Consider the following 21298-nt stretch of genomic DNA (forward strand, 5'->3'; position numbering starts at 1 on the left):
CCGTTGTCGGAACGCCGCCGAAACCTGCCGCGGTCACTCCACGAGTGCTTTGAACTGCGCGTCGTACAGCCGCGCGTACGCGCCGGACGCCTCGAGCAACCCCTCGTGCGTGCCCTGCTCGACGATCCGTCCGTCCTCCATCACCACGATGCGGTCGGCGTTGCGGATGGTCGACAGGCGGTGGGCGATGACGAAACTGGTGCGGTCGTCGCGCAACCGCGCGGTGGCCTGCTGGACGAGCAGTTCGGTGCGGGTGTCGACGGAACTCGTCGCCTCGTCGAGGATGAGGATCGACGGCTTGGACACGAACGCCCGCGCGATCGTGATGAGCTGACGCTCACCGGCACTGAGGTTGCCGTCGTTCTCCTCGTCGATGACGGTGTCGTAGCCGTCGGGCAGGGCCCGCACGAAACGGTCGACGTAACTCATCCGGGCCGCCGACATGATCTGGTTCTCGGTGGCGTACGGATTGCCGTAGGCGATGTTCTCGCGGATGGTACCGCCGAACAGCCAGGTGTCCTGCAGGACGATGCCGATGCGCGAGCGCAGCTCGTCGCGGGACATCGAGCGGATGTCGACACCGTCGACGAGGATCCGTCCCGCGTCGACCTCGTAGAACCGCAGGATCAGGTTGATGAGGGTGGTCTTGCCGGCGCCCGTCGGGCCGACGATCGCGATCATCTGACCCGGCTCGGCCCGCAACGACAGGTTCTCGATGAGCGGCCGGTCGGGGGTGTACGAGAACGCGACGTTCTCGAACTCGACGAGGCCGTGCCGGCTCCACGGCATCGTCGGCGCCGCGACCTCCGGTTCCTCCTCCGGTTCGTCGAGCACGGCGAACACCCGCTCGGCCGACGCGGACGCCGACTGCAGCAGGTTGACCATCGCGCCGATCTGCGCGAGCGGCTGCACGAGCTGTCGCGAGTACTGGATCATCGCCTGGATCTCACCGAGCGACGCGGTGCCCGACGCGATCCGCAGACCACCGAGCACCGCGATGACGACGTAGCCGATGTTGCCGAGGAAGGTCACGAACGGCATCACCAGACCGGACACGAACTGCGCCCGATAGGAGGCCTGGTACAGCGATTCGTTGGTGTCTGTGAAGCGCCGCTGCACTTCTTCCGTCCGGCCGTAGGCGGTGATGAGCTCGTGTCCGGTGAACGCTTCCTCGATCTGACCGTTGAGCTTGCCGGTCGTCTCCCACTGCGCTGCGAAGTGCTTGCGCGAGCGCCTCGCGATGATCACCGTCGCCACCACCGACGCCGGGACGGTCAGGATCGCGACCACCGCCAGCATCGGCGAGATGTACAGCATCATCACCACGAGGCCGAACAGGGTCAGGACCGCGAGGACGAGCTGGGAGATGGACTCCTGCATGCCCGCCGAGACGTTGTCGATGTCGTTGGTGACGCGGCTGAGCAGGTCGCCGCGCGAATGCGTGTCGAAATAGCGCAGCGGAAGCCGGTGGATCTTGCGTTCGACCCGCGACCGCATGTCGCGCACGACGCGCTGCACGATCTCGTTGAGGCCGTAGGCGGCGACCCAGATCAGGCCGGACGAGAGCAGGTACAGCGCGAGCACGATGACGAGGATCCGGCCGAGGGCCGGGAAGTCGATGCCGAGCCCGGGCACCACATCCATACCCGAGACCATGTCGGCGAACTGGTCGCGCCCTTCGGCGCGCAGACCGGCGACGGCCTCCTCCTTGGACCGGCCGGCGGGCAGTTGCATGCCCACCACCCCGTCGAAGATGACGTCGGTGCCGCGGCCGAGGACGAAGGGCGCCACCGACATGCTCACGACCCCGAGGAAGGCGGAGAACAGGACCGAGTAGACGGCGTAACGCTGCGGGTGGAGCAGACCGAGCACCCGGCTGACGGTGCGCACACGCGACGGCGCCGCGGCTTCCGGAGTCGTCATACCGTGGCCATCCTCTGCGACTCGACGATCTCCGAGTACGTCCGGCACCGGCCGAGCAGCCCCAGATGCGTCCCGGAATCGACCATGACGCCGTTGTCGAGGACGACGATGCGATCGGCGTCCTGCACCGTGGAGACCCGCTGCGCGACGATGAGCACGCATGCATCGCGCGTCTCGGGCTCGAGCGCGGCCCGCAACCGGGCGTCGGTCGCCGGGTCGAGTGCGGAGAAGGCGTCGTCGAACAGGTAGACGGAGGGCCGGCGGACGAGGGCCCGGGCGATCGCGAGTCGCTGGCGTTGCCCGCCGGAGACGGTCGTGCCGCCCTGGGCCAGGACCGTGTTCAGCCCGTCCTCGCTCTGGTGGACGAAGTCCGCCGCTTGCGCGACCTCGAGGGCGTGCCACAGTTCGTCGTCGGTGGCGTCGGCGCGCCCGTACCGGAGGTTGTCGGCAATGGTCCCGGAGAACAGGTACGCCTTCTGTGGCACCACGGCGATGCGTGAGCGCAGCACGGTGGTGTCGAGCGCCCGGACATCGACACCCGCGACGAGCACCTGCCCGGCGGTGACGTCGATCAGGCGCGGCACGAGCCGCATCAGGGTGCTCTTGCCCGAGCCGGTGCCGCCGATGATCGCGGTCGTGGAACCGGGATCGGCGCGGAACGACACCCCGCTCAGCACGGGGGCGTCGGCGCCCGGATAGGAGAAGCCCGCGCCTCGCAGTTCGAGGGTGACGCGGGGCGGGAGTTCACGGACGGGTTCGGCGGGCGACGTGACCGTCGGTTCCGTGTCGAGGACGTCGAGGATGCGTTCGGCGCAGACCGTGGCGCGCGGCGCCATGATCGCGACGAACGACGTCATGAGCACGGCCATGAGAATCTGGGCGATGTAGGTGATCATCGCGGTGATGGAGCCGACCTGCATCGCACCGGCGTCGATGCGGTGAGCGCCGACCCACAGCACGGCCACGGTGCTCACGTTCGAGATCAGCAGCACCGCCGGGTACAGCACGGAGTTCACCCGTCCGACGCGCAGGGCGGTCGCGGTGAGGTCGTCGTTGGCACCGTCGAAGCGGGCCTTCTCGGTCTCGTCGCGCACGAACGCCCGGATCACCCGGATGCCGGTGATCTGCTCACGCAGCACCCGGTTCACCGAGTCGATGCGTTTCTGCATCACCCGGAAGCCGGGAAGCATGAGGGCGATGAGGGTGATCATCGTGAAGATCAGCACCGGCACGGCGACGACCAGCACCAGCGAGGTGCCGGGATCCTGACGGAGCGCCATGATCACGCCGCCGATTCCCATGATCGGGGAGGTCACCACGATGGTGCAGGTCATGAGCACGAGCATCTGGACCTGTTGCACGTCGTTGGTGTTGCGGGTGATCAGCGACGGGGCACCGAACGTTCCGAACTCGCGCGCCGAGAACTGCCCGACGCTGCGGACCAGCGCGAGTCGCACGTCGCGGCCGAAGCCCATGGCGGCACGCGCCGCGAAGTAGACGGCACCGATCGCAGCCCCGATCTCGACGGCGCCGATGCCGAGCATCACCAGACCGGTGCGCACGATGTAATCGATGTCCCCGGTCGCCACGCCGTTGTCGATGATGTCGGCGTTGAGACTCGGGAGCAGCAACATGCCCCCGGTGGCGATCAGCTGCAGGAGCACGACCCCCGCGAGGGCACCCCGGTAGGGCGCCATGAAGCGGCGCAACAGCCGTAGCAACATGGGCATCACGCTACCCGCGCCTTCCTGCGACGATCTCCACGGACGGACGGGCGGCCACGCACCGCTGCGGGTACGCGGCCGCCCGGTGGTTCGTCACAGTCGTGCGGATTCCGGGGTGGACTCGGTGGCGGCGAGCTCGCGGGTGAGCTTCTCACCTTCGACGTCGACGTTCGGAAGGATCTTGTCGAGCCACTTCGGCAGCCACCACGCCTTGTCGCCGAGCAGCGCCATCACCGACGGGATGATGACCATGCGGACGATGAAGGCGTCGAAGAAGACCGCCGCCGCGAGCGCGAACCCGATCGACTTGATCAGCGAGTCCGGCTCCGCGATGAACGCCGCGAACACCGAGATCATGATGATCGCCGCTGCGCTCACCACGCGGGCGCCGTGGGCGAAGCCGCTGCGGACCGCGTCCAGCGCGCTCGCGCCGTGCACGTAGTCCTCGCGCATCCGCGTCACCAGGAACACCTGGTAGTCCATCGCGAGACCGAAGACGACACCGATGAGGATGATCGGCATGAAGCTCACGATGGGCTGCGGGTTGGAGATCAGACCGCCCCAGCCCTCCTGGAACACCGCGACGGTGGCGCCGAAGGTCGCCAGAACGCTGAGCAGGAAGCCCAGGGTGGCGGTGAGCGGAACCAGGATCGAGCGGAACACCAGCATCAGCAGGATGAAGGCGAGGCCGACGACCACGGCGAGGTACGGGGCGAGAGCGCTCTGGAGGCTGTCGGAGACGTCACCCTCGAGCGCGGTCTGGCCGGTCACGCCGTAGGACAGGCCGAATTCCTCGTGCAGCTCGGCCTCGCCGTCGCGGATGCTCTGGACGAGGTCCATCGTCGTGGGATCGGTCGGGCCGCTGCGCGGGGTGACGAGGATCTGGGCGGTGTCGCCCGCCTCGTTCACCGCGACGATCTGGGCGTTGGCGACCTCGTCGTGTTCGTAGAGGGCACCGACGACGGCACCGAACGCGGCCGGGGGCTCCACTTCGGCGCCCTGGGTGTCGACGACGACGACCAGCGGGCCGTTGCGCCCGGGGCCGAATCCGTCGTCGATCAGGTCGTAGGCCTTGCGGGCGCTGGTGGCGGGATCCGCGGTGGCCTCCGACGGCAGCGCGAGATTCAGTCCGGTGGCGGGCAGGGCGAGCGCACCGAGGAGGACCACACCGGCGATCAGCGGGATGGCGGGGCGGCGGGTGATCAGGCCGACGAACTTGGCGCCCGCCTTGGGGGTGTCCTCGTCGGACTCACGCTTGTTCAGGAACGGGACGCGACCCGCGAAGACCTTCTCGCCGAACAGTCCGAGCACGGCGGGCAGCAACGACACGGCGATCAGCACGGCCATGAGCACCGTGAACGCGGCGGCATAACCCATGACCGACAGGAACGGGATGCCGACGACGCTCAGGGCCATGAGGGCGATGATCACCGTCAGGCCTGCGAAGACGACTGCGGAACCGGCGGTGCCCACTGCGCGTCCGGCGGCCTCGCCACGATCGGAGGTGATGGTGAGTTCGTGCCGGAAACGCGAGACGATGAACAGCGAGTAGTCGATGGCCACAGCGAGGCCGATCATCACCGCGAGCGTCGGGGTCATCGAGCTGAGATCGGCGAAGCCGGTGGCGATGGTGATGCCGAGGCTGCCGATGCCGACGCCGACGAGCGCGGTGATCAGCGGGAGTCCGGCGGCGACGAGCGAGCCGAAGGTGAGCGTGAGCACGATCGCGGCGATGCCGATGCCGATGAGTTCGGCGGTGCCGCCGGGCATGCCCATCTCGGCGGCGGCCGTGCCGCTGACCTCCACGGTCAGACCGGCGTCACGGCCGATCTCGGCAGCATCGAAGATCTGGTCGCGCAGCGCCTGGTCGACGTCGGTGATCTCGCCCTCGAACGGGACGGTGACGAAGCCGACGGTGCGGTCGGCGCTCAGCGGCGACAGGGCCTGGGCGTCGGACAGCGCAGCCTCTTCGGGGGTGCCCTTCTGCGCGGCGACGGCCTTCATCTGCTCGACGAGACCGGCATCGGCGAGGACCGGGCCGACCAGGGCGCCGGCCTGCTCCTCCGGAGTTGCGGTGGCGGGGTCGACCTTCGCGGCCGGCGAGACCCGGTCGATGCCGCGGATCGCGGCGAGGACCTCGTCGACGGCGGCCAGATTGCCGGGCTCGTCGAGCGTCTGCCCGTCGGGTGCCGCGAACACGTAGCGCGCGCTGAGCCCGTTCATGGGGTCCTCGGCCGAGGGGAACCGCTCGGCCATGAGGTCCTGGGTCTTCTGCGCGGGGGTGCCCGGAAGCGTGAACGCGTCCGTGGTGGGCCCGGACAGAGTTGCCGCACCGACCCCGAAGAGGACGAGCAGCGCGATCCAGAAGGACAGCACTGCGCCCTTCCGTCTGTGGGCGAACTTGCCCAGCCGGTACAGGTAGGTCGCCACGGGGCACCCTTTCTATGTCGGAAGATCCTGGTGGAGGGCCGGATGGTGGGGCGGATTCCGCGGTCGGGCGGAATTGGGGTCAGAGAAGACCACCGCTACGGAAAACCACGTCGGAGCCGGTCGAACGCCTCGCGGATGAGTTCTTCGACCGACCGGTCCGCCGTCCCGGTCGCATGCGTCTCCATGGCTGCCCGCACGGCACCCATGGCGGCGTAGTTCAGCAGCGAGGGATACAGGTCCGAGGCGGGGTCGGTGCCGGTGCGCTCGGCGATGATCTCGACGAGCAACTGCGACGAGCGGCGCTCGACCTCGATCTGCCGGGACAACAGCACGTTGCTCTCCTCGAGCAGGGTGATGCATGCGACGATCTCGTCGAACGGCCAATCGGCGTTCTGCACGACGTCCAGGGCCACCGTCAGCAACGAGTCCATGATGTCCTCGTCGGCGGGACGATCGCGCAGCAGATCGATCCACTCCTCGACCCTGGTCTCGAGGTACGCGAGGACGGCGTCTTCCTTGCTCGCGAAGTAGTTGTGGAAGGTGCGGGTCGAGACACCCGCGCGCGCGGCGATCGCGTCGGCCGTCACGGCGGACAGACCGTGCTCACGGGCGAGTTCGGCCGCGGCGGTCGCGAGAGCCGCACGAGTGGCTGCCTTCTTGCGGTCGCGCAGGCCGGGAGTGATGGTCACTCCATCCACGGTACCGATTTTGCAGAGCTCTGTAAGTTTGCAGAGTCGTGCAAAGTTATGACATCGCCCACAGGCGATTCCGCTCTATTGCGGGCTTCACACCCGGCGACGCTCCCAGGCGCCCGGATCCTTCGTGAGATCCTCCACGAACCCGGGGAGGCCGCCCGTGACGACGTCCGCGAGCGATACCTCTTCGAGCACGGCGCGCAGGTTCACACGCACTGCGATCCACACGTCCTGCAACCGCTCGGCCGCCCCGCTGTAGGCGACATCCTCGGGCCGCTCGCCGCGCACCGACGCGAGCGGGCCCTCGACCGTGCGGATGATGTCGGCGATGGAGATCTCGGTCGCGGGCCGCGCGAGCGAATAACCACCCTCGGGTCCCCGCCTGCTGTTCACCAGCCCGCCCCGCCGCAGATCGGCGAGCACCGCCTCGAGGAACTTGTGCGGGATGTTCTGCGCCGTCGCGAGGGTCTCCGCCTTCGTCAGGCGACCGCCCTCGATCGCCGCGAGTTCGAGGAGGGTCCGCACGGCGTAGTCGACCCTCGCGGTGATGTGCATGCCATGCCTCTCGCGCTGCCTGATGTCCTCGGCGTGCCCGTCTCGACGGGGACGGTCAATTCCTACCAGCAATACCGAACCGCCCGGCATCGCGCGGGTGCGAGTCGCCGTTCCACGCCCCTGGTGATCCATGCCACAGCGGCGGTAATGTGGACGGTTGTTCACAGCTATCGGAGGCCGTTGCGATGTGGGAAACCTTGCAGGAATCGTGGGGGTCGCTGCTCGACCCTCTCCACGATCCGGTGACTCTGGCGATTCCCGCCTTCCTCACCTTCCTGATTCTCGAGTGGGTCGCCGCGCGCACCCTCGAACACGTCGAACCCGGACCCGACGGACGCACCCGTCCCCCGCGCGGCGGCTACGAGAAGCGGGACGCCCGCGCGAGCATCTCGATGGGCCTCGTCTCCGTCGTCACGAGTGCCGCGTGGAAGGTCCTGGCGCTCGTCGGATATGCGGCATTGTGGGTCTACGTCGCACCTTGGCACCTGCCGGCCGACGCCTGGTACACGTGGGTGATCCTGCTCGTGGGCATCGATGTCCTCTGGTACTGGTACCACCGGATGGCCCATCGCGTCCGCCTGGTCTGGGCGACCCATCAGGCCCACCACTCGAGCGAGTACTTCAACTACGCGACGGCCCTGCGCCAGAAGTGGAACAACAGCGGCGAGATCATCATGTGGCTGCCGTTGCCCCTGATCGGCATCCCACCGTGGATGGTCTTCGTCGGTTTCTCCGTCAGCCTCGTCTACCAGTTCTTCGTGCACACCGAGCGGGTCGGCAGGCTCCCCCGCCCGATCGAGTTCGTGTTCAACACGCCCTCGCACCACCGGGTCCATCACGGCTCCGACCCCGACTATCTCGACCGCAACTACGCCGGCATCCTCATCGTCTGGGACCGGATGTTCGGCACCTTCAAGGCCGAGGAACACCGCCCGACCTACGGCCTGACCAAGCCCGTCGGCACGTACAACATCTGGGATCTGCAGACCCACGAGTACCGTGCGATCGCCCGCGACTGGCGCACGGCCGGCAAGTTCCGCGACAGGCTCGGCTACGTCTTCGGCCCGCCCGGCTGGGCGCCGCGGCCGACGCCCGCGGAGGAGACCGAGACCGTCAGTTCTGCTCGAGCGTGACGAGGAAGTCGACGCTGCCCGCGTCGTCGACCGTCACGAATCCGAGGTTCGGCGGTTCGACGCCGTAGTCCGACCAGGTCGCCGGGATGCTTCCCGACGCCACGAGGCGTTCGCCCGTACGCAGGACGTCGACGTCGACGGTCACGGGCCGTTCCGCACCGCGGAGGGTGAGCGTGCCGGTCGCGGTCACGGACCCGATGCTGCCGTCGCCGGGCACGGACGAGAGATCCACAGGCTCGGTGAGCGTGAACGTCGCCGTCGGATGGGTGGCGGTATCCATCACCCGCGTGCGGAACTGGCCGTCGCGCTGACCGCTGTCGGTGGTGATGCCGTCCACCTGCACGACGACCTCCGCGGCGTCGAGGGTGCCGTCGGTGACTGTCGCCGACCCGGAGACCTGATCGGTGCTGCCCACCACGGTGACGTCGGCGCCGCGCAGGATCTCGTGCACGGTGTACCCCGCGGCGGTGCGGTTGGGTTCGGTTCCCGCGACGACGGTCCACTCACCGTCGAGCCCGCCGGTCGCGGCTTCGGCGCCCTCGGTCGAGACGGAAGCCGCGGGTGCGTCGTCCTCGGCGATGAAAGTCCCGTATACCCATGGCGCGACGAAGAAGCCGAGGACCGCCACGACCACGACGGCGACGAGGGCCCACACCAGTTTCCGCATCCTGCAAATTTAAACGATGTCGGGTTCCGTGTGAGGTGCTACGTCACGGCGCGGACGCAACGTGAACCACGCGACTCCGGCGGAGACGATCATGAGGACCACCCCGATCCCGGAGGTGATCGTGACTCCGCTGTCGAACGCCGATCCTGCTGCGGCGAGCAGCGCGTCGGCCCGGTCGGCCGGCAGCGTCTCGGCCACGGCGTGGGCGCCGCCGAGCGTCTCCCGGGCGGCTTCCGCCTGCTCCGCGCTCAACCCGGCAGGAAGCAGGAGGTGCGCGGTGTAGGACGCGGAGAGCACCGAACCGAGGATCGCCGTACCGAGCACGGCACCCATCTCGTAGGCCGTCTCCGACACCGCCGACGCGGCACCGGCCTTCGCGGGCGGAACGCTCGACACGATGAGGTCGTTCGACAGCGTCTCCGCCGCACCGATACCCGCGCCGAGGACCGCGAACGCGACGATGATCGGTGTGAGCGCCGACGGCGAGGCGAGCAGGAAGACCAGTGCGTAACCGATCGCCGAGAGCAGCAGCGCCGAGACGATGATCGACGACGGCCGCACCCACCGCACGATCGCGACCACCGACATCCCGGCGACGACCATCACGGCCAGTCCCGGAACCAGACTCAGGCCGGCCTGCATGGGGCTCTGCCCGATCACCAGTTGCAGATGCTGGGACACGAAGAACAGGAAGCCGACGAGGGAGACGACGGACAGAAGGTTCACCGCGACGGCACCGGAGAAGGTGGGAACACGGAACAGGCGGACGTCGAGCATGGGGTTCGGGCGCCGCAACTGCCGGCGCACGAACGCGACGAGCGCCACCACACCGACCACGGCCGCAACGACGGCGACGGCACCGAGGCCACTGTCGGCGATCTTCTTGATGGCGAAGACGATCGGCGCGAGGGCCAGTAACGACAGTGCGATGCTCACGACGTCGATGCGGCCCGGGTTCGGATCCTTCGACTCGGGGACGAAGATCGGCGCGAGCACCAGCAGCGGGATCAGCACCGGCACGGCCAGCAGGAAGACCGAACCCCACCAGGCATGTTCGAGCAGGAATCCGCCCACGATCGGGCCGAGTGCAGCTCCCGCCGCGAAGCACGAGGCCCAGACCGCGATGGCGAGGCGACGCTGGGCGGCGTCGAGGAAGATGTTGCGCAGCAACGACAATGTGGACGGCATGAGCATGGCCCCGAAGAAGCCGAGCACACCGCGTGCCGTCACGAGCAGTTCCGCGGAGGGCGCATAGGCCGCCGCGACCGAGACGGCGGCGAATCCGGTCGCGCCGACGAGCAACAGCCGGCGTCGCCCGATGCGGTCGCCGAGACTGCCCATCGCCACCAGCAGACCTGCGAGCACCAGCGGGTAGATGTCGATGATCCACAGCTGTTGCGCGGCGGTGGGCTGCAACGCGGAGGAGATCCCGGGCAGCGCGAAGGCCAGGACGGTGTTGTCGACCGACACGAGCAGCACCGGAAGCATCAGTACCGCGAGGGCGACCCAGTCCCGGGCAGCCGCCTTCGTCACGGTGGGTTCCGAAACAGGCACAGATGTCGCCACGATTATCGAACTTTCGCGAGGGGGGATTCGAACCCTCGTTACTGTACCAGCTGGACGGTACAGTAACGACGTCGTACGATCAGGCCGTGCCACCCGCCCCCCGCCGCCCGCGCCAAACTCCTCGACGCCTTCGTGACGATCCTGCTCGAGCAAGGCGAGCGCGCCGCGACCCTCGAGGCCGTCGCCGCCACCGCCGGTGTCTCGAAAGGTGGTCTGCTATACCACTTCCCGTCGAAGGATGCTCTGGTCGAGGGTCTCGCCGAGCACCTCGAAGCGCTTGCGGCAGAAGATGTGGAGGTGATGAATGCGGCCCCGGAAGGACCCGCGGCGTACTACATCCGCACCTCGGTCTACGCCGACACTCCGCTCGACCGGGCCATCGTCGCCCTGACCCGCCTGAGCCAGACCGCGAACCCGCGCGCCCAGCAGGCGCTGCGCCGCATCCACCAGGGCTGGTTCGAGGCCCTGTCCGAGGAGGTCAGCGATCCCGCAGCAGCGCGAGCGGTGATGCTCATCGGAGACGGGCTCTACTACGGGGCCGCGATGTCGGGCGAGACGAGCGAGACGCCGCCCGAGGACGTCGACGAACTCCTCGACCTCGTGCGGAAGCTGATCGGCCCGAGCGACTGACTTCGGGGAGGTCGCCCTCACCCGAGCCGATGCAGTTCGACGTCGCGCAGCGTGCCGTCCTCGATGGTGGCGGTCATGTACGTGCAGTGCGGCTGACGACGCCGGTCGGTGGGCGAACCCGGGTTGAGCAGGCGCAATCCACTCGGTGCCGTCGTGTCCCAGGGAATGTGCGAATGACCGAAGACGAGAACGTCGGTGTCGGGACAGGCGACGGCCATCCGCTTGTCGCGGCCCGTCGACGCCCCGGTCTCGTGCACCACCGCCACCCGCACCCCGTCGAGGGTCACGCGTGCGACCTCCGGCAACCGTTCCCGCAGGATCGGACCGTCGTTGTTGCCCCAGCACGCAACCAGCAGCTGCGACCGTTCCTCCAGAGCATCGAGCAACGACACGTCCATCCAGTCGCCCGCGTGGATCACCACGTCTGCGCGATCCACTTCGTCCCACACCTGCGACGGCAGGTCGCGGGCGCGCGTCGGCACATGGGTATCGGCAAGCAGCAACAGACGCATGGCCCTCAGTCTGCCGTGGGTTCACTGTGTGCCGCAGGCACTCACGGGTAACCACGACGCATGACCACTCCAGCTCACGACAGACTCGCCATCGTCACCGGCGCCGACTCCGGCATGGGCAAGGCGACCGCCGAACTGCTTGCCGCCGAGGGTTTCGACGTCGGCATCACCTTCCACACCGACGAGGCCGGGGCGGAGGACACCCGTGTCGCGGTCGAGCAGCGCGGACAACGATGCTTCGTGGCCCGGCAGGACCTGACCAGACCGGACACCGCCGACGTGATCGACGAACTCGCCGGCGAACTCGGCGGTCTCGGAGTGCTCGTCAACAACGCCGGCACCGGGCACCGCGACGAAGTACTCGACCTGTCCTTCGACCGGTGGCGGGAGATGCTCGCCACCGACCTCGACGGCCCGTTCCTGTGTGCACAGCGCGCCGCGCGGCACATGATCGACTCCGGTAAAGGCGGCCGGATCGTCAACATCACGAGCGTCCACGAGCACATCCCCCGCTTCGGCGCGTCCGCCTACTGCACGGCGAAGGCCGGACTCGGCATGCTCACGCAATGTCTGGCGCTGGAATGGGCCCGGTACGGCATCACGGTCAACTCGGTGGCTCCAGGTGAGATCTCCACGCCCATGACCGGCATGGACGAATCCGAGGCCTTCCACGAGGAGCGACCGGGCAACCCCACCGGACGACCCGGGCACGTCGACGAGGTCGCGTCCGTCGTCGCGTTCCTTGCGTCCCCTCGCTCGTCGTACCTGACGGGCCGCTCCATTCCCGTCGACGGCGGCCTCATGCTGATGGCCGCACACGGGCACGACATGAACGACGGGAGTTGGCGCGAACTCTGACGACGACCGGCCACCCATCCGCCGGCGTCCACAGGCGGACCGGTGGTCGACTCGGAGTTGTGGGACCTGGATGCGCACGACACCGCCTGCGGAACGATTCGGAGCGGGAACGGCGAGGGGTTACCGAGCGACCTATCGTCCCGAGGTGTGGGCCCTGATCGGCGCGGGCCGCGCGTCGGACTTCATGCTCGTGAACGGTGCTGCCCTGGGATCGCCGTGGACGGCGATCGTCGTTGTCGGATGGCAGCGGATCTCCTGCCAGCCGCTTGTATTCGTCGGGGGCGCCCGCCCGGTCGCCGACGACGACGAGCTTCGGCCACGGCGCCGCGGCGATCGGTTCGAGGGGGATGCCGGCATCCCAGCACGGCGTCTCCCGCATCGACGTCGACGCTGCACGTAGCCGCTTCGGGGTGGCCTCCGCCGGTAGCATGCCGACGCTCTCCGTGGTGAGACGCAGATAGTCCTCCGCAGTGAACTCGGGCGGGAGCGCCGCCTGTGACCCGCGAGCGCGGGCGAGGTTCTCGGCGACCACCGGTTCGCTCTCCGCAACCTTCAGGCACCCGGGCTGGATCAGGTACAGCGAACGCACCAGGTCCGGTCGTTCCGCCGCCGCGAGGATCGCTGCGACCGCATCGTACGAATGCCCGACGAGGTGGGCGCCGTCGCCGAGCAGTTCGACGATGTCGGCGGCGTCCACCTCGTAGTCGGTGCGACAGGCCCCGTCGAGATCCGGCGAGTCGCCATGCCCGCGTCGGTCCATCAGGATCAGCCGACGTGACGCGCCCCAGGACCGCTGCCGACCGAACCCTAGGTCTCGTCGTCTCCTCAGGCCGGCACCCCGTGCACGAGAACGGCCGGTGGGACGTCGGATCCGGCGCGTCCGACCATCGTCGAGCAGACGCGCTCCACTATTCCCCCTCCCGATTGCGAGCATGCAGGCGCGAACCTATGGGAAGGCCCGTGCGAATGCAGCCGGTTGCATCAGCGCAGGTGGCGCACGAAGAACCTGGACGCGTCCTCGACTGCGAACGGTGGGACGCCGGTATGCCCGCCCATATTGGCCTGCAGTGTCTTCTCCTTCGAGCCGATGGCATCGAACAGGTCCAGGGCCGCCCGGCGGTCGTTCGATTCGTCGTCCCACTGCAGCAGCATGTGCACCGGAACGGTGAGTTCGCGAGCCTCGTCGAACATCACGCGAGGAACGAAGCTCCCCGCGTACAGACCTGCGGCCACGATGCGAGGCTCGACCACTGCCAACCGGATACCGATGGAGATCACTCCCCCCGAACATCCGACGGGGCCGCCGACCTCGGGCAGCATGAGCAGGTCGTCCAGGAGTGCTTGCCATTCCGGCACTGCTCTGTCGACCAACGGGAGGACGAGTGCGTCGACGATCGCGGCGCTCACCGGCTCGCCCGTCTTTATCGCACGATGCAGGTCGATACGCGCCTGCTCGACGGCGGGCCACCGGGGGCGGGTGCCGCTTCCGGGGAGTTCGAGGACGGCGGTCGCGAAGCCCTCGGCTGCGGCCTGCTCGGCCCGGGCCACCAGACGGGGATACATCCTGCGCAGTCCGAGAGGAGGGTGGCCGAGCAGGATCAACGGCACCGGGGCAGACGCCGATGCGGAAGCGGGCGTCCACATGAGGCCCGGAATGTCGTCGAGGACGAATTCACGTTCGACGATGCGGCCGTCGTCGAGAGGCCGCTCGGATTCGAAATGCATGGTCGTGCCTTTCGGGGAGTGCTCTGGTGGCGCTCCCGGACGACCTATCGTCCGACCGTGACGCCGAGTCGGAGCACCCACGTCGATACTGCGTTCACGGGTACCACCTCCTCGTTCACTCGCACGGCTTCCCTGAAGGTAGCAGTAGCCGGCGCGAGCGCCAACGGATTTTCCTCGACCTCGGAGCCGGACATCGCCGAGCGTGCCCGGGCAGTCGCTCCCATCGTCGTTCCGGACATGAGAAAAGCCCCTCACCTGTGGGAACAGGTGAGGGGCTCTCTGGCGGTGGCGGTGGGATTTGAACCCACGGACGGGGGTTACCCGTCACACGCTTTCGAGGCGTGCTCCTTAGGCCGCTCGGACACGCCACCGCTAGAAGACTTTACCGGATCAAGCGGCTCAGCCGAAATCCCCTGGTCACAGCTCCGATGCCGGACCACGATGTTCGCGGAAGAACTCCTCGAGCACCGCAGCGCACTCGGCTTCGAGCACACCACCGCGCACTTCCGGACGGTGCGTGAGACGCCGATCGCGCACGACGTCCCACAGCGACCCGACGGCGCCCGTCTTCGGTTCCCACGCCCCGAAGACCACACGCGACACTCGGGACAGAACCAGCGCACCCGCGCACATCGTGCAGGGCTCGAGAGTCACGGCGAGGGTCGCGCCCTCGAGACGCCATCCGTCGCCGTAGACCTGTGCTGCCGCGCGCAGGGCGAGCACTTCGGCGTGCGCTGTGGGGTCTCCGGTGGCCTCGCGGGAATTCGCGGCTCTCGCGATCTCGGTGCCGTCCGGCCCGAACACCACCGCGCCCACCGGCACATCACCGGCGGGCGCGGCAGCGGCGGTCTCCAGCGCGACCCGGATCAGTGCCTCGTCGTCGCGCAGACCCATCTAACGGAGCTTGTCCAGGGTGTTACCCAGGACGTCGTCGAAACCGAGTCGCTGCGCGATCTCGTCGAGCTGCTCATCGGGGTACAGGTCGGTCTCCGACAGGATCACCGAGAGCACAGGCTCGGGCAGACCCATGTCGGCGAGGATGCCGAGGTCGCCTTCCTCCCACGGTTCGATGTCGTCGAGTTCGTCGGGATCGATGTCGGGGATCTCGACGTTCAGCGCATCGAGGACGTCGGCGGCGATGTCGTAGTCGACAGCCATCGTCGCGTCGGACAGCAACAGTCTCGTTCCCGACGGTGCGGGACGCACGATGACGAAGAATTCGTCGTCCACGTTGATCAGACCGAACACCGCGCCGGAACTTCTCAGCTCCCTCAATTCGGTCACCGCAGCGTCGAGACTCGTCAGTGCAGCACCGGCCAACGCCCGGCACTTCCAACGACCCTCCTCACGCGTCACGGCAACGGCGAAACCGTCGAGGTCGTCGTTCGAATTCCCCGTGGGGTTCCCACTCGGGGTAACGGAAGGGCTCTTGTTCCCTACACGCTGTGCAGCCATGGGCGCAACGGTAGTCTGCCGCGTCCGGTGAATGAAGCCCAGCACGCGATATGCCAACCTGAGAAGGTGTCCTCAGCCGTGTCCTCCCCGCCCGTCTGTGTCCTCGGTCTCGGCCTGATCGGTGGTTCGCTGTTGCGCGCCGCCGCGACGACGGGCCGACAGGCATGGGGCTACAACCGCTCCGCGCAGGTCGTCGATGCTGCTGTCGCCGACGGCTTCGACGCCTCCACCGACCTCACCGCCACGTTGCGTCGCGCAGCCCACGCCGACGCCCTGGTGGTGATCGCGGTGCCGATGCCGGCGGTGGGCAGCATCCTCGAGGCGGTGGCCGAACATGCACCCGATGTCGCACTCACCGACGTGGTGAGCGTCAAGGCCGAAGTGGCCGCTGCCGTCGCCGCACACGGCCTGTCGCGACGTTTCGTGGGCGGACACCCCATGGCAGGAACGGCCGAGTCCGGATGGACCGCAGGCACCGCCGAGCTGTTCCGCGACGCGGTGTGGGTGATCACCGTCGACGACGGCACCGATCCCGAGGTGTGGCGGCAGGTCGCCGAACTCGCGCTCGACTGCGGCTCCGTCGTCGTACCCGCCGAGTCCGGGGAACACGACGCGGCGGTCGCGCGGGTGTCCCATCTCCCCCATCTGCTCGCCGAAGCGCTGGCCCTGTCGGGCGCCGGTGGTGGTGATCTCGCGCTCGGTCTCGCCGCCGGCTCGTTCCGAGACGGCACGCGGGTTGCGGCGACGGCCCCGCCCCTGGTGGACGCGATGTGCGAGGGCAATGCCGAGGCCCTGCTCGTCGCACTCGACGAAACCCTCGACGTGCTGACGACGGCCCGGGAGCAGCTCGCCGACCGCAGCACCTCCGCTCTCACCCGCGCCGGTCACGAGGCCCGGACCCGCTACGAGCAGCGCCGCCGCGACCCCATCGTCGGCACGCAACCCGGCGACGACGGCTGGATCGCAGTATTCCGCGAAGCCGGACGTCGCGGTGGAGTGTGGACGCGATGAACCTCCGCGACACGGCATCGGCCCTGGCCACCGGCAAGACGACCGCCACCGACCACGTCCGCTCGGTCCTTGCAGAACTCGGCGCTCTCACCGGCACCCCCTGGGAGAACGCCGTCGCCGCCCGCAACGACGAGGTTGCCCTCGAAGCCGCGGCCCTCGCCGACGAACAGATCGCCGCGGGGAACTGGATCGGCCCCCTGCACGGCGTCGCGGTCGCGGTGAAGGACAACATCGACGTCGCCGGATTCCCCACCCGCTGCGGCAGCGCGGTCCTCGCCGACGCACCGCCGGCCGGGCGCGATGCCCGCATCATCGAGAAACTCCGTGAGGCCGGAGCGATCGTGGTGGCGAAGACCCATCTCCACGAGTTCGCCTACGGACCCACCGGATTGGTCAACGCATCCGGGGCAGCCGCGCATCCGCACGATCCGGATCTGATCAGTGGCGGTTCCTCGTCCGGATCCGCAGTGCTGGTCGCACGGGGCATCGTGCCCGTCGCGCTGGGAACCGACACGGGCTGCAGCGTGCGCACCCCGGCGGCGCTGTGCGGGATCGTGGGCTTCAAGCCGGGCTTCGGGGCGCTGCCCGAGCAGGGCGTGTTCCCGCTGTCGACGACCTTCGACCACATCGGTCTGCTCACAACCGACGCCCTGGACTCGTCGCTCGCATGGGGCGCCCTTCCCGGCATCGCGCACCTGCGCACCCCGGTCTCCGAACTGCGCATCGGACGGCTGCGTGGTGGCATCTGGGATCTGTCGCCCGTCTTCGACGACGCGGTCGAGACTGCGTGTCGCACCCTCACCGATCTGGGTGCCCGCGTCGTCGACGTGGAACTGCCCGAGACCGACGAGATGCTCGAGCTGTATCCCGTGGTCACCGGTTCGGAAGCGTACGAGACGCATCGCGCGTGGTTCGAGGCCGATCCCGGACGCTATCAACCCCCGACGGCCGCTCTGCTGGCCGCGCAACGCGACCGGCCCGCCTACGACTACATCCGGGCGGCCCGAGCGGTGACGCGACTACGTCACGACGTCGTGCATCGCCTCCGCAGCGTGGACAAGCTCGATGCGTTGATCACCGTCACGACCGGTGTACGTTCGGCGCCGCTCACGAGCGATCCCGTGGAGTTGCGCGCGCCGCTGCTGCAGATGTGCATCCCGTTCAGTGTCCTCGGTGTTCCGGCCGTGTCGGTGCCGGCCCCCGATGGGGATTCGACGCCGGTCGGACTCCAGGTCGTCGGGCTTACCGGAGGTACCCGCGGGCACGGCAGCCACCCCGCCGAATCGGCCGCGTTCGCTGTGGCCATGGCGGTGGAGGCGTCGGGACAGCCTTAGATCCGCGAAGCGAGACCCCGATATTCGAGGACGAAGCCGTCCTTGTCGACGGTCACCGACGACGACGATCGCGGCGACAACACGTGGATTCCGTCGGACGCGCTGCTGTAGACGACCGTGGCCTCCTCGATGCTGAGATCGATGAGGTTGACGTACACGACGGGCACCTCCACGTCGGCGGCTCCGGTCTGCAGGTCGTGCCGGCGGATCGGCAGAGCATTGAAGAACGGACTGAACACCACGTCCGCATCCAGTGCCCCACCGAAGGTGGACCGCTGATGGTTGATGCCGTTGTCGGACATCCAGATGCCCTCTTCGGACCTCGTGAGCGACATGTGGCGCTCACCTGCGGCGAGCGTCGTGCGTACCGACAATCTGCGGGTGACACCGTTCTCGTCCGTCACCAGGTCGTAGGACGCACTGAATGCCGGATGATCGGTGCACTCCGCAGCCACGATGCGGCCGGATGCCTTGATGCGGCGGCCGGAGAGCTGTACTCGTACCGACTCCATCCGAGGTACATCGACCGCACGCCACGTGAGTAGCGCGGGCCAGGTAGACGCGGAACCGGTGGCGTCAGAGGCTGGGATGCTCACGGTCTATACGTTATGCGACGAACGGCACACCGTGGGCGGCGGTGCCGTGATTCGTCGGCCCCGACCGCGACAGGATTCCCATACCGCTACGCCGTGTCCGGCAATGCCTCGTGGCGGGATGCCTGCCGCAGATGGTGTGAGAACACCGACAATGCCGCAGCGCCGACGGCGACGTTGAGCAGAGCTCCGAACTCCTGCACGGCAAACTCCAGGACGTCGACGAAGAAGACGGTGATCAACGCGGCCGTGCGGAGCGCACGAACGGCCCATCTCTGCCGGCGCCAGAGGGCCACCGAACCCACCACGCACAGCAGGACGGTGACGGCGGAGCCGACGAGCTGGATCACGGTCATCACGTCGTTCGTCCGCTCGGCGAGATCCTCCTGCAGCGTGGCAACCGCGTTGACGAGAATGCCGGCGGAGAACAGCGTGAGCAGAGCCGCCGCCACCCGCACGCTCCGGTCGCCCCGCAGACGATCCGGCAATCGGATCGACACCCACGAGAAACGCGACGGCACCTCCCGGCACCGAGTGAGAAGGAGGTCGATATGCTCGACGACCTCGGTATCGACCCCACCCTCCCGAGCGCGTTCGAGCTGTACTCGCGCCTGGTCGCGATCGGTCGGTGTCAGACCGTGGGTGAGCCCGTCCGTCGCAGTGAGCGCCGCGTTGGCGAGATACTCGTCGGCCGAGGGGCCACGACGGAGATGCACCGCCCGATTGGCCACGAGCAACAACACGACGACCACATACATGATGGCCACCGACGGGCGGTAGAAGTAGTCATTGGTCTTCGTGACGAACTTGCCGACCTCGTCCAGGAACAGACCGAAGCCGATACCGCCGAGCATCACCGCGATGCGATCGGGTGCCCGGCCGATGAAGGTCATCGAGACCATCAACGCGGCGATCATGAGCAGCCCACCCCACAGCACATGCGCGATGTGCAGGACCGACCCGCCGACCTGCGGATAGCCCGTCAGATGGAGGTACAGACGCGTGACGAGGACGGTCGCCACCGCGGTGATCAAGAGCGCTTCGACCTGCGCGGACGACGCGGTGTCCCGCAACAGCCGAGAACGGGAACGGGTCAGCACCGCTGTCATGGCTCGCGAGCTTATCCCGCCCGGGTTCTCCTCGGGTTTCTCCGTCGGATCCGGCGGCGCGGCGCCTGCGCGGAGCGGCTCCCCGATGTGCTGTGTGGCCTAGAGTCGCTCTATGCGCACAGTGTGGACAGTTCCTCCGAACATTGCCCAAACTCTGCTGGAATCTCCCGAGATCCAGATGTTCCTGACCAGCAACGAGTTGCCGGACACAGCGGACGATCCACGCCAGAGACTTGCGGAGTTCACCCACGCGCTCGGCGCATTGAGTCGTCACATCGGGCGCACCTTCGGTTCCGTGGACGTAGCCAACCGCGAACTGTTCGGCGGGTCCGCCGGCAAAGTACCGGTAGCGCTGCGCCTGACCGTCCTGCGTGCCCTCGTGAACCACGTCGACGATCGCGCTCCCAGCCCGAAACTGCTTCCGAAGAATATCTGCGACCAGCTCGGTGCCTACGTCTACGCCCTGCTCGACCCGCGCGACCGCAGCATCTTCTACATCGGTGCCGGACGTGGAAACCGGATCTTCGCCCTGGTGTGGACCGCACTCGGAGAAACCTCGAAGCTCGCCGAGTCCGGCGAGAAGGCACCGCTGGCCACACCGGAGACCGAGGCGGCTCTGCGGCGCATCCGAACCGTCTACGAGTCCGGCTACGCAGTGGAGCATTTCGTCGTCGCCGACGCCCTGAACCCCAAGACGGACGGCGACCACACCGCCGCCGTGACGGCCGAAGCGGTCATCGCGGCACTCGGACTGACCGAACCACACCGCGGCGAATGGGTGCTCACCAATCTGGCGGGCTCCACCGAGGAATCCGAAGCCGACCGCACCGCGATTCCGATCGCCGAACTCGTGCGGCAGTACTCGGCCTCGCCCGCTCCCGAACTGCCGACGCCGTGCGTGGTGCTCCGGGTCAACGAGGCGAAGAAGGCCTCCCCCGCGGCGGTGCGCGAACTCGCATCCAAGCCGTGGCCGGCGGGTTCGGCCGCTCGCGGAATCGACGGACTGCCGATCATCGTCGTTGCCGACAACATCGTCCGGGCGGTCTACCGCGCCACAGGCTGGGAGGCGGCCGCTCGCACCGAAGAGAACGGCGGCACGATCCTCTACCGGTTCGTCGGGGAAGCCGACGACGAGCTCGAGGGAAAGTTCGTCAATACTCGTGTCACGCCCGACCGGCTCGGTCTCAAGCGCTGGCCGTCGCACGGGTGGGCGCCTCGTCTGACGCGTGCTCTGCCCCGGCCGGTCGCGCGTCCGAAGGCATCGCGCTCCTGATACAGAGCTGCTCCCCGGCCCGAGCCGGGGAGCAGCGCCGTTTCGGTTGTCGGCAACCGTTGGGCCGGCATATCTTCCGGCTACAGAAACACGAAAGGGGACCCA

At 68.1% G+C, this 21298-nt stretch carries 20 protein-coding genes and 1 tRNA gene; 6 read left to right on the forward strand and 15 right to left on the reverse strand.

Annotated features, from left to right (window positions below):
- Positions 1-33 precede the first annotated feature (33 nt).
- From A8G18_RS04465 to A8G18_RS04485, 5 genes are all read right to left on the reverse strand, one after another.
- Positions 34-1923, reverse strand: coding sequence for an ABC transporter ATP-binding protein (locus A8G18_RS04465; protein WP_064062874.1), 1890 nt, complete (start codon positions 1921-1923; stop codon positions 34-36).
- Entirely contained in the window at positions 1920-3647 is a 1728-nt protein-coding gene (locus A8G18_RS04470) for an ABC transporter ATP-binding protein (RefSeq protein ID WP_064062912.1), read from the reverse strand. Before A8G18_RS04470 ends, A8G18_RS04465 begins: the two co-directional genes overlap by 4 nt.
- A gap of 93 nt (positions 3648-3740) precedes the next feature.
- Positions 3741-6077: an MMPL family transporter gene (locus A8G18_RS04475; RefSeq protein ID WP_064062875.1), complete on the reverse strand. Its 2337-nt coding sequence runs from the start codon at positions 6075-6077 to the stop codon at positions 3741-3743.
- A gap of 95 nt (positions 6078-6172) precedes the next feature.
- The gene (locus A8G18_RS04480; protein WP_084421483.1) at positions 6173-6766 is read right to left on the reverse strand and encodes a TetR/AcrR family transcriptional regulator; all 594 of its coding nucleotides are present in this window, start codon (positions 6764-6766) and stop codon (positions 6173-6175) included.
- 96 nt (positions 6767-6862) lie between these two features.
- Positions 6863-7327: an RrF2 family transcriptional regulator gene (locus A8G18_RS04485; RefSeq protein WP_064062877.1), complete on the reverse strand. Its 465-nt coding sequence runs from the start codon at positions 7325-7327 to the stop codon at positions 6863-6865.
- 185 nt (positions 7328-7512) lie between these two features.
- Between A8G18_RS04485 and A8G18_RS04490 the strand changes: the two genes are divergently transcribed.
- On the forward strand, positions 7513-8460 hold the full coding sequence (locus A8G18_RS04490) for a sterol desaturase family protein (protein WP_064062878.1): 948 nt from the start codon (positions 7513-7515) through the stop codon (positions 8458-8460).
- Here the strand turns inward: A8G18_RS04490 and A8G18_RS04495 are convergent.
- On the reverse strand, positions 8441-9127 hold the full coding sequence (locus tag A8G18_RS04495; RefSeq protein ID WP_064062879.1) for a YceI family protein: 687 nt from the start codon (positions 9125-9127) through the stop codon (positions 8441-8443). The genes A8G18_RS04490 and A8G18_RS04495 overlap by 20 nt on opposite strands.
- 9 nt (positions 9128-9136) lie before the next feature.
- Complete coding sequence (locus tag A8G18_RS04500) at positions 9137-10681, reverse strand: MFS transporter (RefSeq protein WP_084421486.1); 1545 nt, start codon at positions 10679-10681, stop codon at positions 9137-9139.
- Positions 10682-10825: 144 nt separating this feature from the next.
- Between A8G18_RS04500 and A8G18_RS04505 the strand changes: the two genes are divergently transcribed.
- A complete protein-coding gene (locus A8G18_RS04505) occupies positions 10826-11323 on the forward strand; it encodes a TetR/AcrR family transcriptional regulator (protein WP_245207772.1) in 498 nt (165 codons plus the stop codon).
- Between the two features lie 17 nt (positions 11324-11340).
- On the opposite strand, the gene A8G18_RS04510 is transcribed toward A8G18_RS04505, so the two are convergent.
- Entirely contained in the window at positions 11341-11835 is a 495-nt protein-coding gene (locus A8G18_RS04510) for a metallophosphoesterase family protein (protein WP_064062882.1), read from the reverse strand.
- Positions 11836-11895: 60 nt separating this feature from the next.
- Between A8G18_RS04510 and A8G18_RS04515 the strand changes: the two genes are divergently transcribed.
- The gene (locus A8G18_RS04515; protein WP_064062883.1) at positions 11896-12693 is read left to right on the forward strand and encodes an SDR family oxidoreductase; all 798 of its coding nucleotides are present in this window, start codon (positions 11896-11898) and stop codon (positions 12691-12693) included.
- Here the strand turns inward: A8G18_RS04515 and A8G18_RS23295 are convergent.
- From A8G18_RS23295 to A8G18_RS04540, 5 genes are all read right to left on the reverse strand, one after another.
- The gene (locus A8G18_RS23295; RefSeq protein WP_245207773.1) at positions 12635-13453 is read right to left on the reverse strand and encodes an alpha/beta hydrolase family protein; all 819 of its coding nucleotides are present in this window, start codon (positions 13451-13453) and stop codon (positions 12635-12637) included. The two genes, A8G18_RS04515 and A8G18_RS23295, sit on opposite strands and share 59 nt — an antisense overlap.
- Positions 13454-13674: 221 nt before the next feature.
- Complete coding sequence (locus A8G18_RS04525; RefSeq protein ID WP_064062885.1) at positions 13675-14418, reverse strand: hypothetical protein; 744 nt, start codon at positions 14416-14418, stop codon at positions 13675-13677.
- A 280-nt stretch (positions 14419-14698) separates the two neighbouring features.
- Positions 14699-14789: transfer RNA gene (locus A8G18_RS04530), tRNA-Ser, on the reverse strand.
- 46 nt (positions 14790-14835) lie between these two features.
- A complete protein-coding gene (locus A8G18_RS04535; RefSeq protein ID WP_064062886.1) occupies positions 14836-15312 on the reverse strand; it encodes a nucleoside deaminase in 477 nt (158 codons plus the stop codon).
- Entirely contained in the window at positions 15313-15873 is a 561-nt protein-coding gene (locus A8G18_RS04540; protein ID WP_026002850.1) for a tRNA adenosine deaminase-associated protein, read from the reverse strand.
- A 48-nt stretch (positions 15874-15921) separates the two neighbouring features.
- On the opposite strand from A8G18_RS04540, the gene A8G18_RS04545 reads away from it, so the two are divergent.
- Positions 15922-16884, forward strand: a complete 963-nt coding sequence (locus A8G18_RS04545; protein WP_425337688.1) for a prephenate dehydrogenase — start codon at positions 15922-15924, stop codon at positions 16882-16884.
- A complete protein-coding gene (locus A8G18_RS04550) occupies positions 16872-18218 on the forward strand; it encodes an amidase (RefSeq protein WP_064062888.1) in 1347 nt (448 codons plus the stop codon). The genes A8G18_RS04545 and A8G18_RS04550 overlap by 13 nt, the downstream gene beginning before the upstream one ends.
- On the opposite strand, the gene A8G18_RS04555 is transcribed toward A8G18_RS04550, so the two are convergent.
- Entirely contained in the window at positions 18215-18814 is a 600-nt protein-coding gene (locus A8G18_RS04555; RefSeq protein WP_081494020.1) for a putative glycolipid-binding domain-containing protein, read from the reverse strand. The two genes, A8G18_RS04550 and A8G18_RS04555, sit on opposite strands and share 4 nt — an antisense overlap.
- A gap of 86 nt (positions 18815-18900) precedes the next feature.
- A complete protein-coding gene (locus A8G18_RS04560; RefSeq protein ID WP_064062889.1) occupies positions 18901-19920 on the reverse strand; it encodes a hypothetical protein in 1020 nt (339 codons plus the stop codon).
- Positions 19921-20032: 112 nt separating this feature from the next.
- On the opposite strand from A8G18_RS04560, the gene A8G18_RS04565 reads away from it, so the two are divergent.
- Positions 20033-21193, forward strand: coding sequence for a GIY-YIG nuclease family protein (locus A8G18_RS04565; protein ID WP_064062890.1), 1161 nt, complete (start codon positions 20033-20035; stop codon positions 21191-21193).
- The last annotated feature ends 105 nt before the right edge of the window (positions 21194-21298 follow it).

This window comes from Rhodococcus gordoniae, from assembly GCF_001646655.1.
Taxonomy (GTDB): Bacteria; Actinomycetota; Actinomycetes; order Mycobacteriales; family Mycobacteriaceae; genus Rhodococcus; species Rhodococcus gordoniae.

Excerpts from the sequence above, each read along its gene's own strand:
- A8G18_RS04465 (WP_064062874.1), bottom strand. The coding sequence starts at position 1,923 with ATGACGACTCCGGAAGCCGCGGCGCCGTCGCGTGTGCGCACCGTCAGC.
- A8G18_RS04470 (WP_064062912.1), bottom strand. The coding sequence starts at position 3,647 with ATGTTGCTACGGCTGTTGCGCCGCTTCATGGCGCCCTACCGGGGTGCC.
- A8G18_RS04485 (WP_064062877.1), bottom strand. The coding sequence starts at position 7,327 with ATGCACATCACCGCGAGGGTCGACTACGCCGTGCGGACCCTCCTCGAA.
- A8G18_RS04490 (WP_064062878.1), top strand. The coding sequence starts at position 7,513 with ATGTGGGAAACCTTGCAGGAATCGTGGGGGTCGCTGCTCGACCCTCTC.
- A8G18_RS04495 (WP_064062879.1), bottom strand. The coding sequence starts at position 9,127 with ATGCGGAAACTGGTGTGGGCCCTCGTCGCCGTCGTGGTCGTGGCGGTC.
- A8G18_RS04510 (WP_064062882.1), bottom strand. The coding sequence starts at position 11,835 with ATGCGTCTGTTGCTGCTTGCCGATACCCATGTGCCGACGCGCGCCCGC.
- A8G18_RS04515 (WP_064062883.1), top strand. The coding sequence starts at position 11,896 with ATGACCACTCCAGCTCACGACAGACTCGCCATCGTCACCGGCGCCGAC.
- A8G18_RS23295 (WP_245207773.1), bottom strand. The coding sequence starts at position 13,453 with ATGGACCGACGCGGGCATGGCGACTCGCCGGATCTCGACGGGGCCTGT.
- A8G18_RS04525 (WP_064062885.1), bottom strand. The coding sequence starts at position 14,418 with ATGCATTTCGAATCCGAGCGGCCTCTCGACGACGGCCGCATCGTCGAA.
- A8G18_RS04535 (WP_064062886.1), bottom strand. The coding sequence starts at position 15,312 with ATGGGTCTGCGCGACGACGAGGCACTGATCCGGGTCGCGCTGGAGACC.
- A8G18_RS04540 (WP_026002850.1), bottom strand. The coding sequence starts at position 15,873 with ATGGCTGCACAGCGTGTAGGGAACAAGAGCCCTTCCGTTACCCCGAGT.
- A8G18_RS04560 (WP_064062889.1), bottom strand. The coding sequence starts at position 19,920 with ATGACAGCGGTGCTGACCCGTTCCCGTTCTCGGCTGTTGCGGGACACC.
- A8G18_RS04565 (WP_064062890.1), top strand. The coding sequence starts at position 20,033 with ATGCGCACAGTGTGGACAGTTCCTCCGAACATTGCCCAAACTCTGCTG.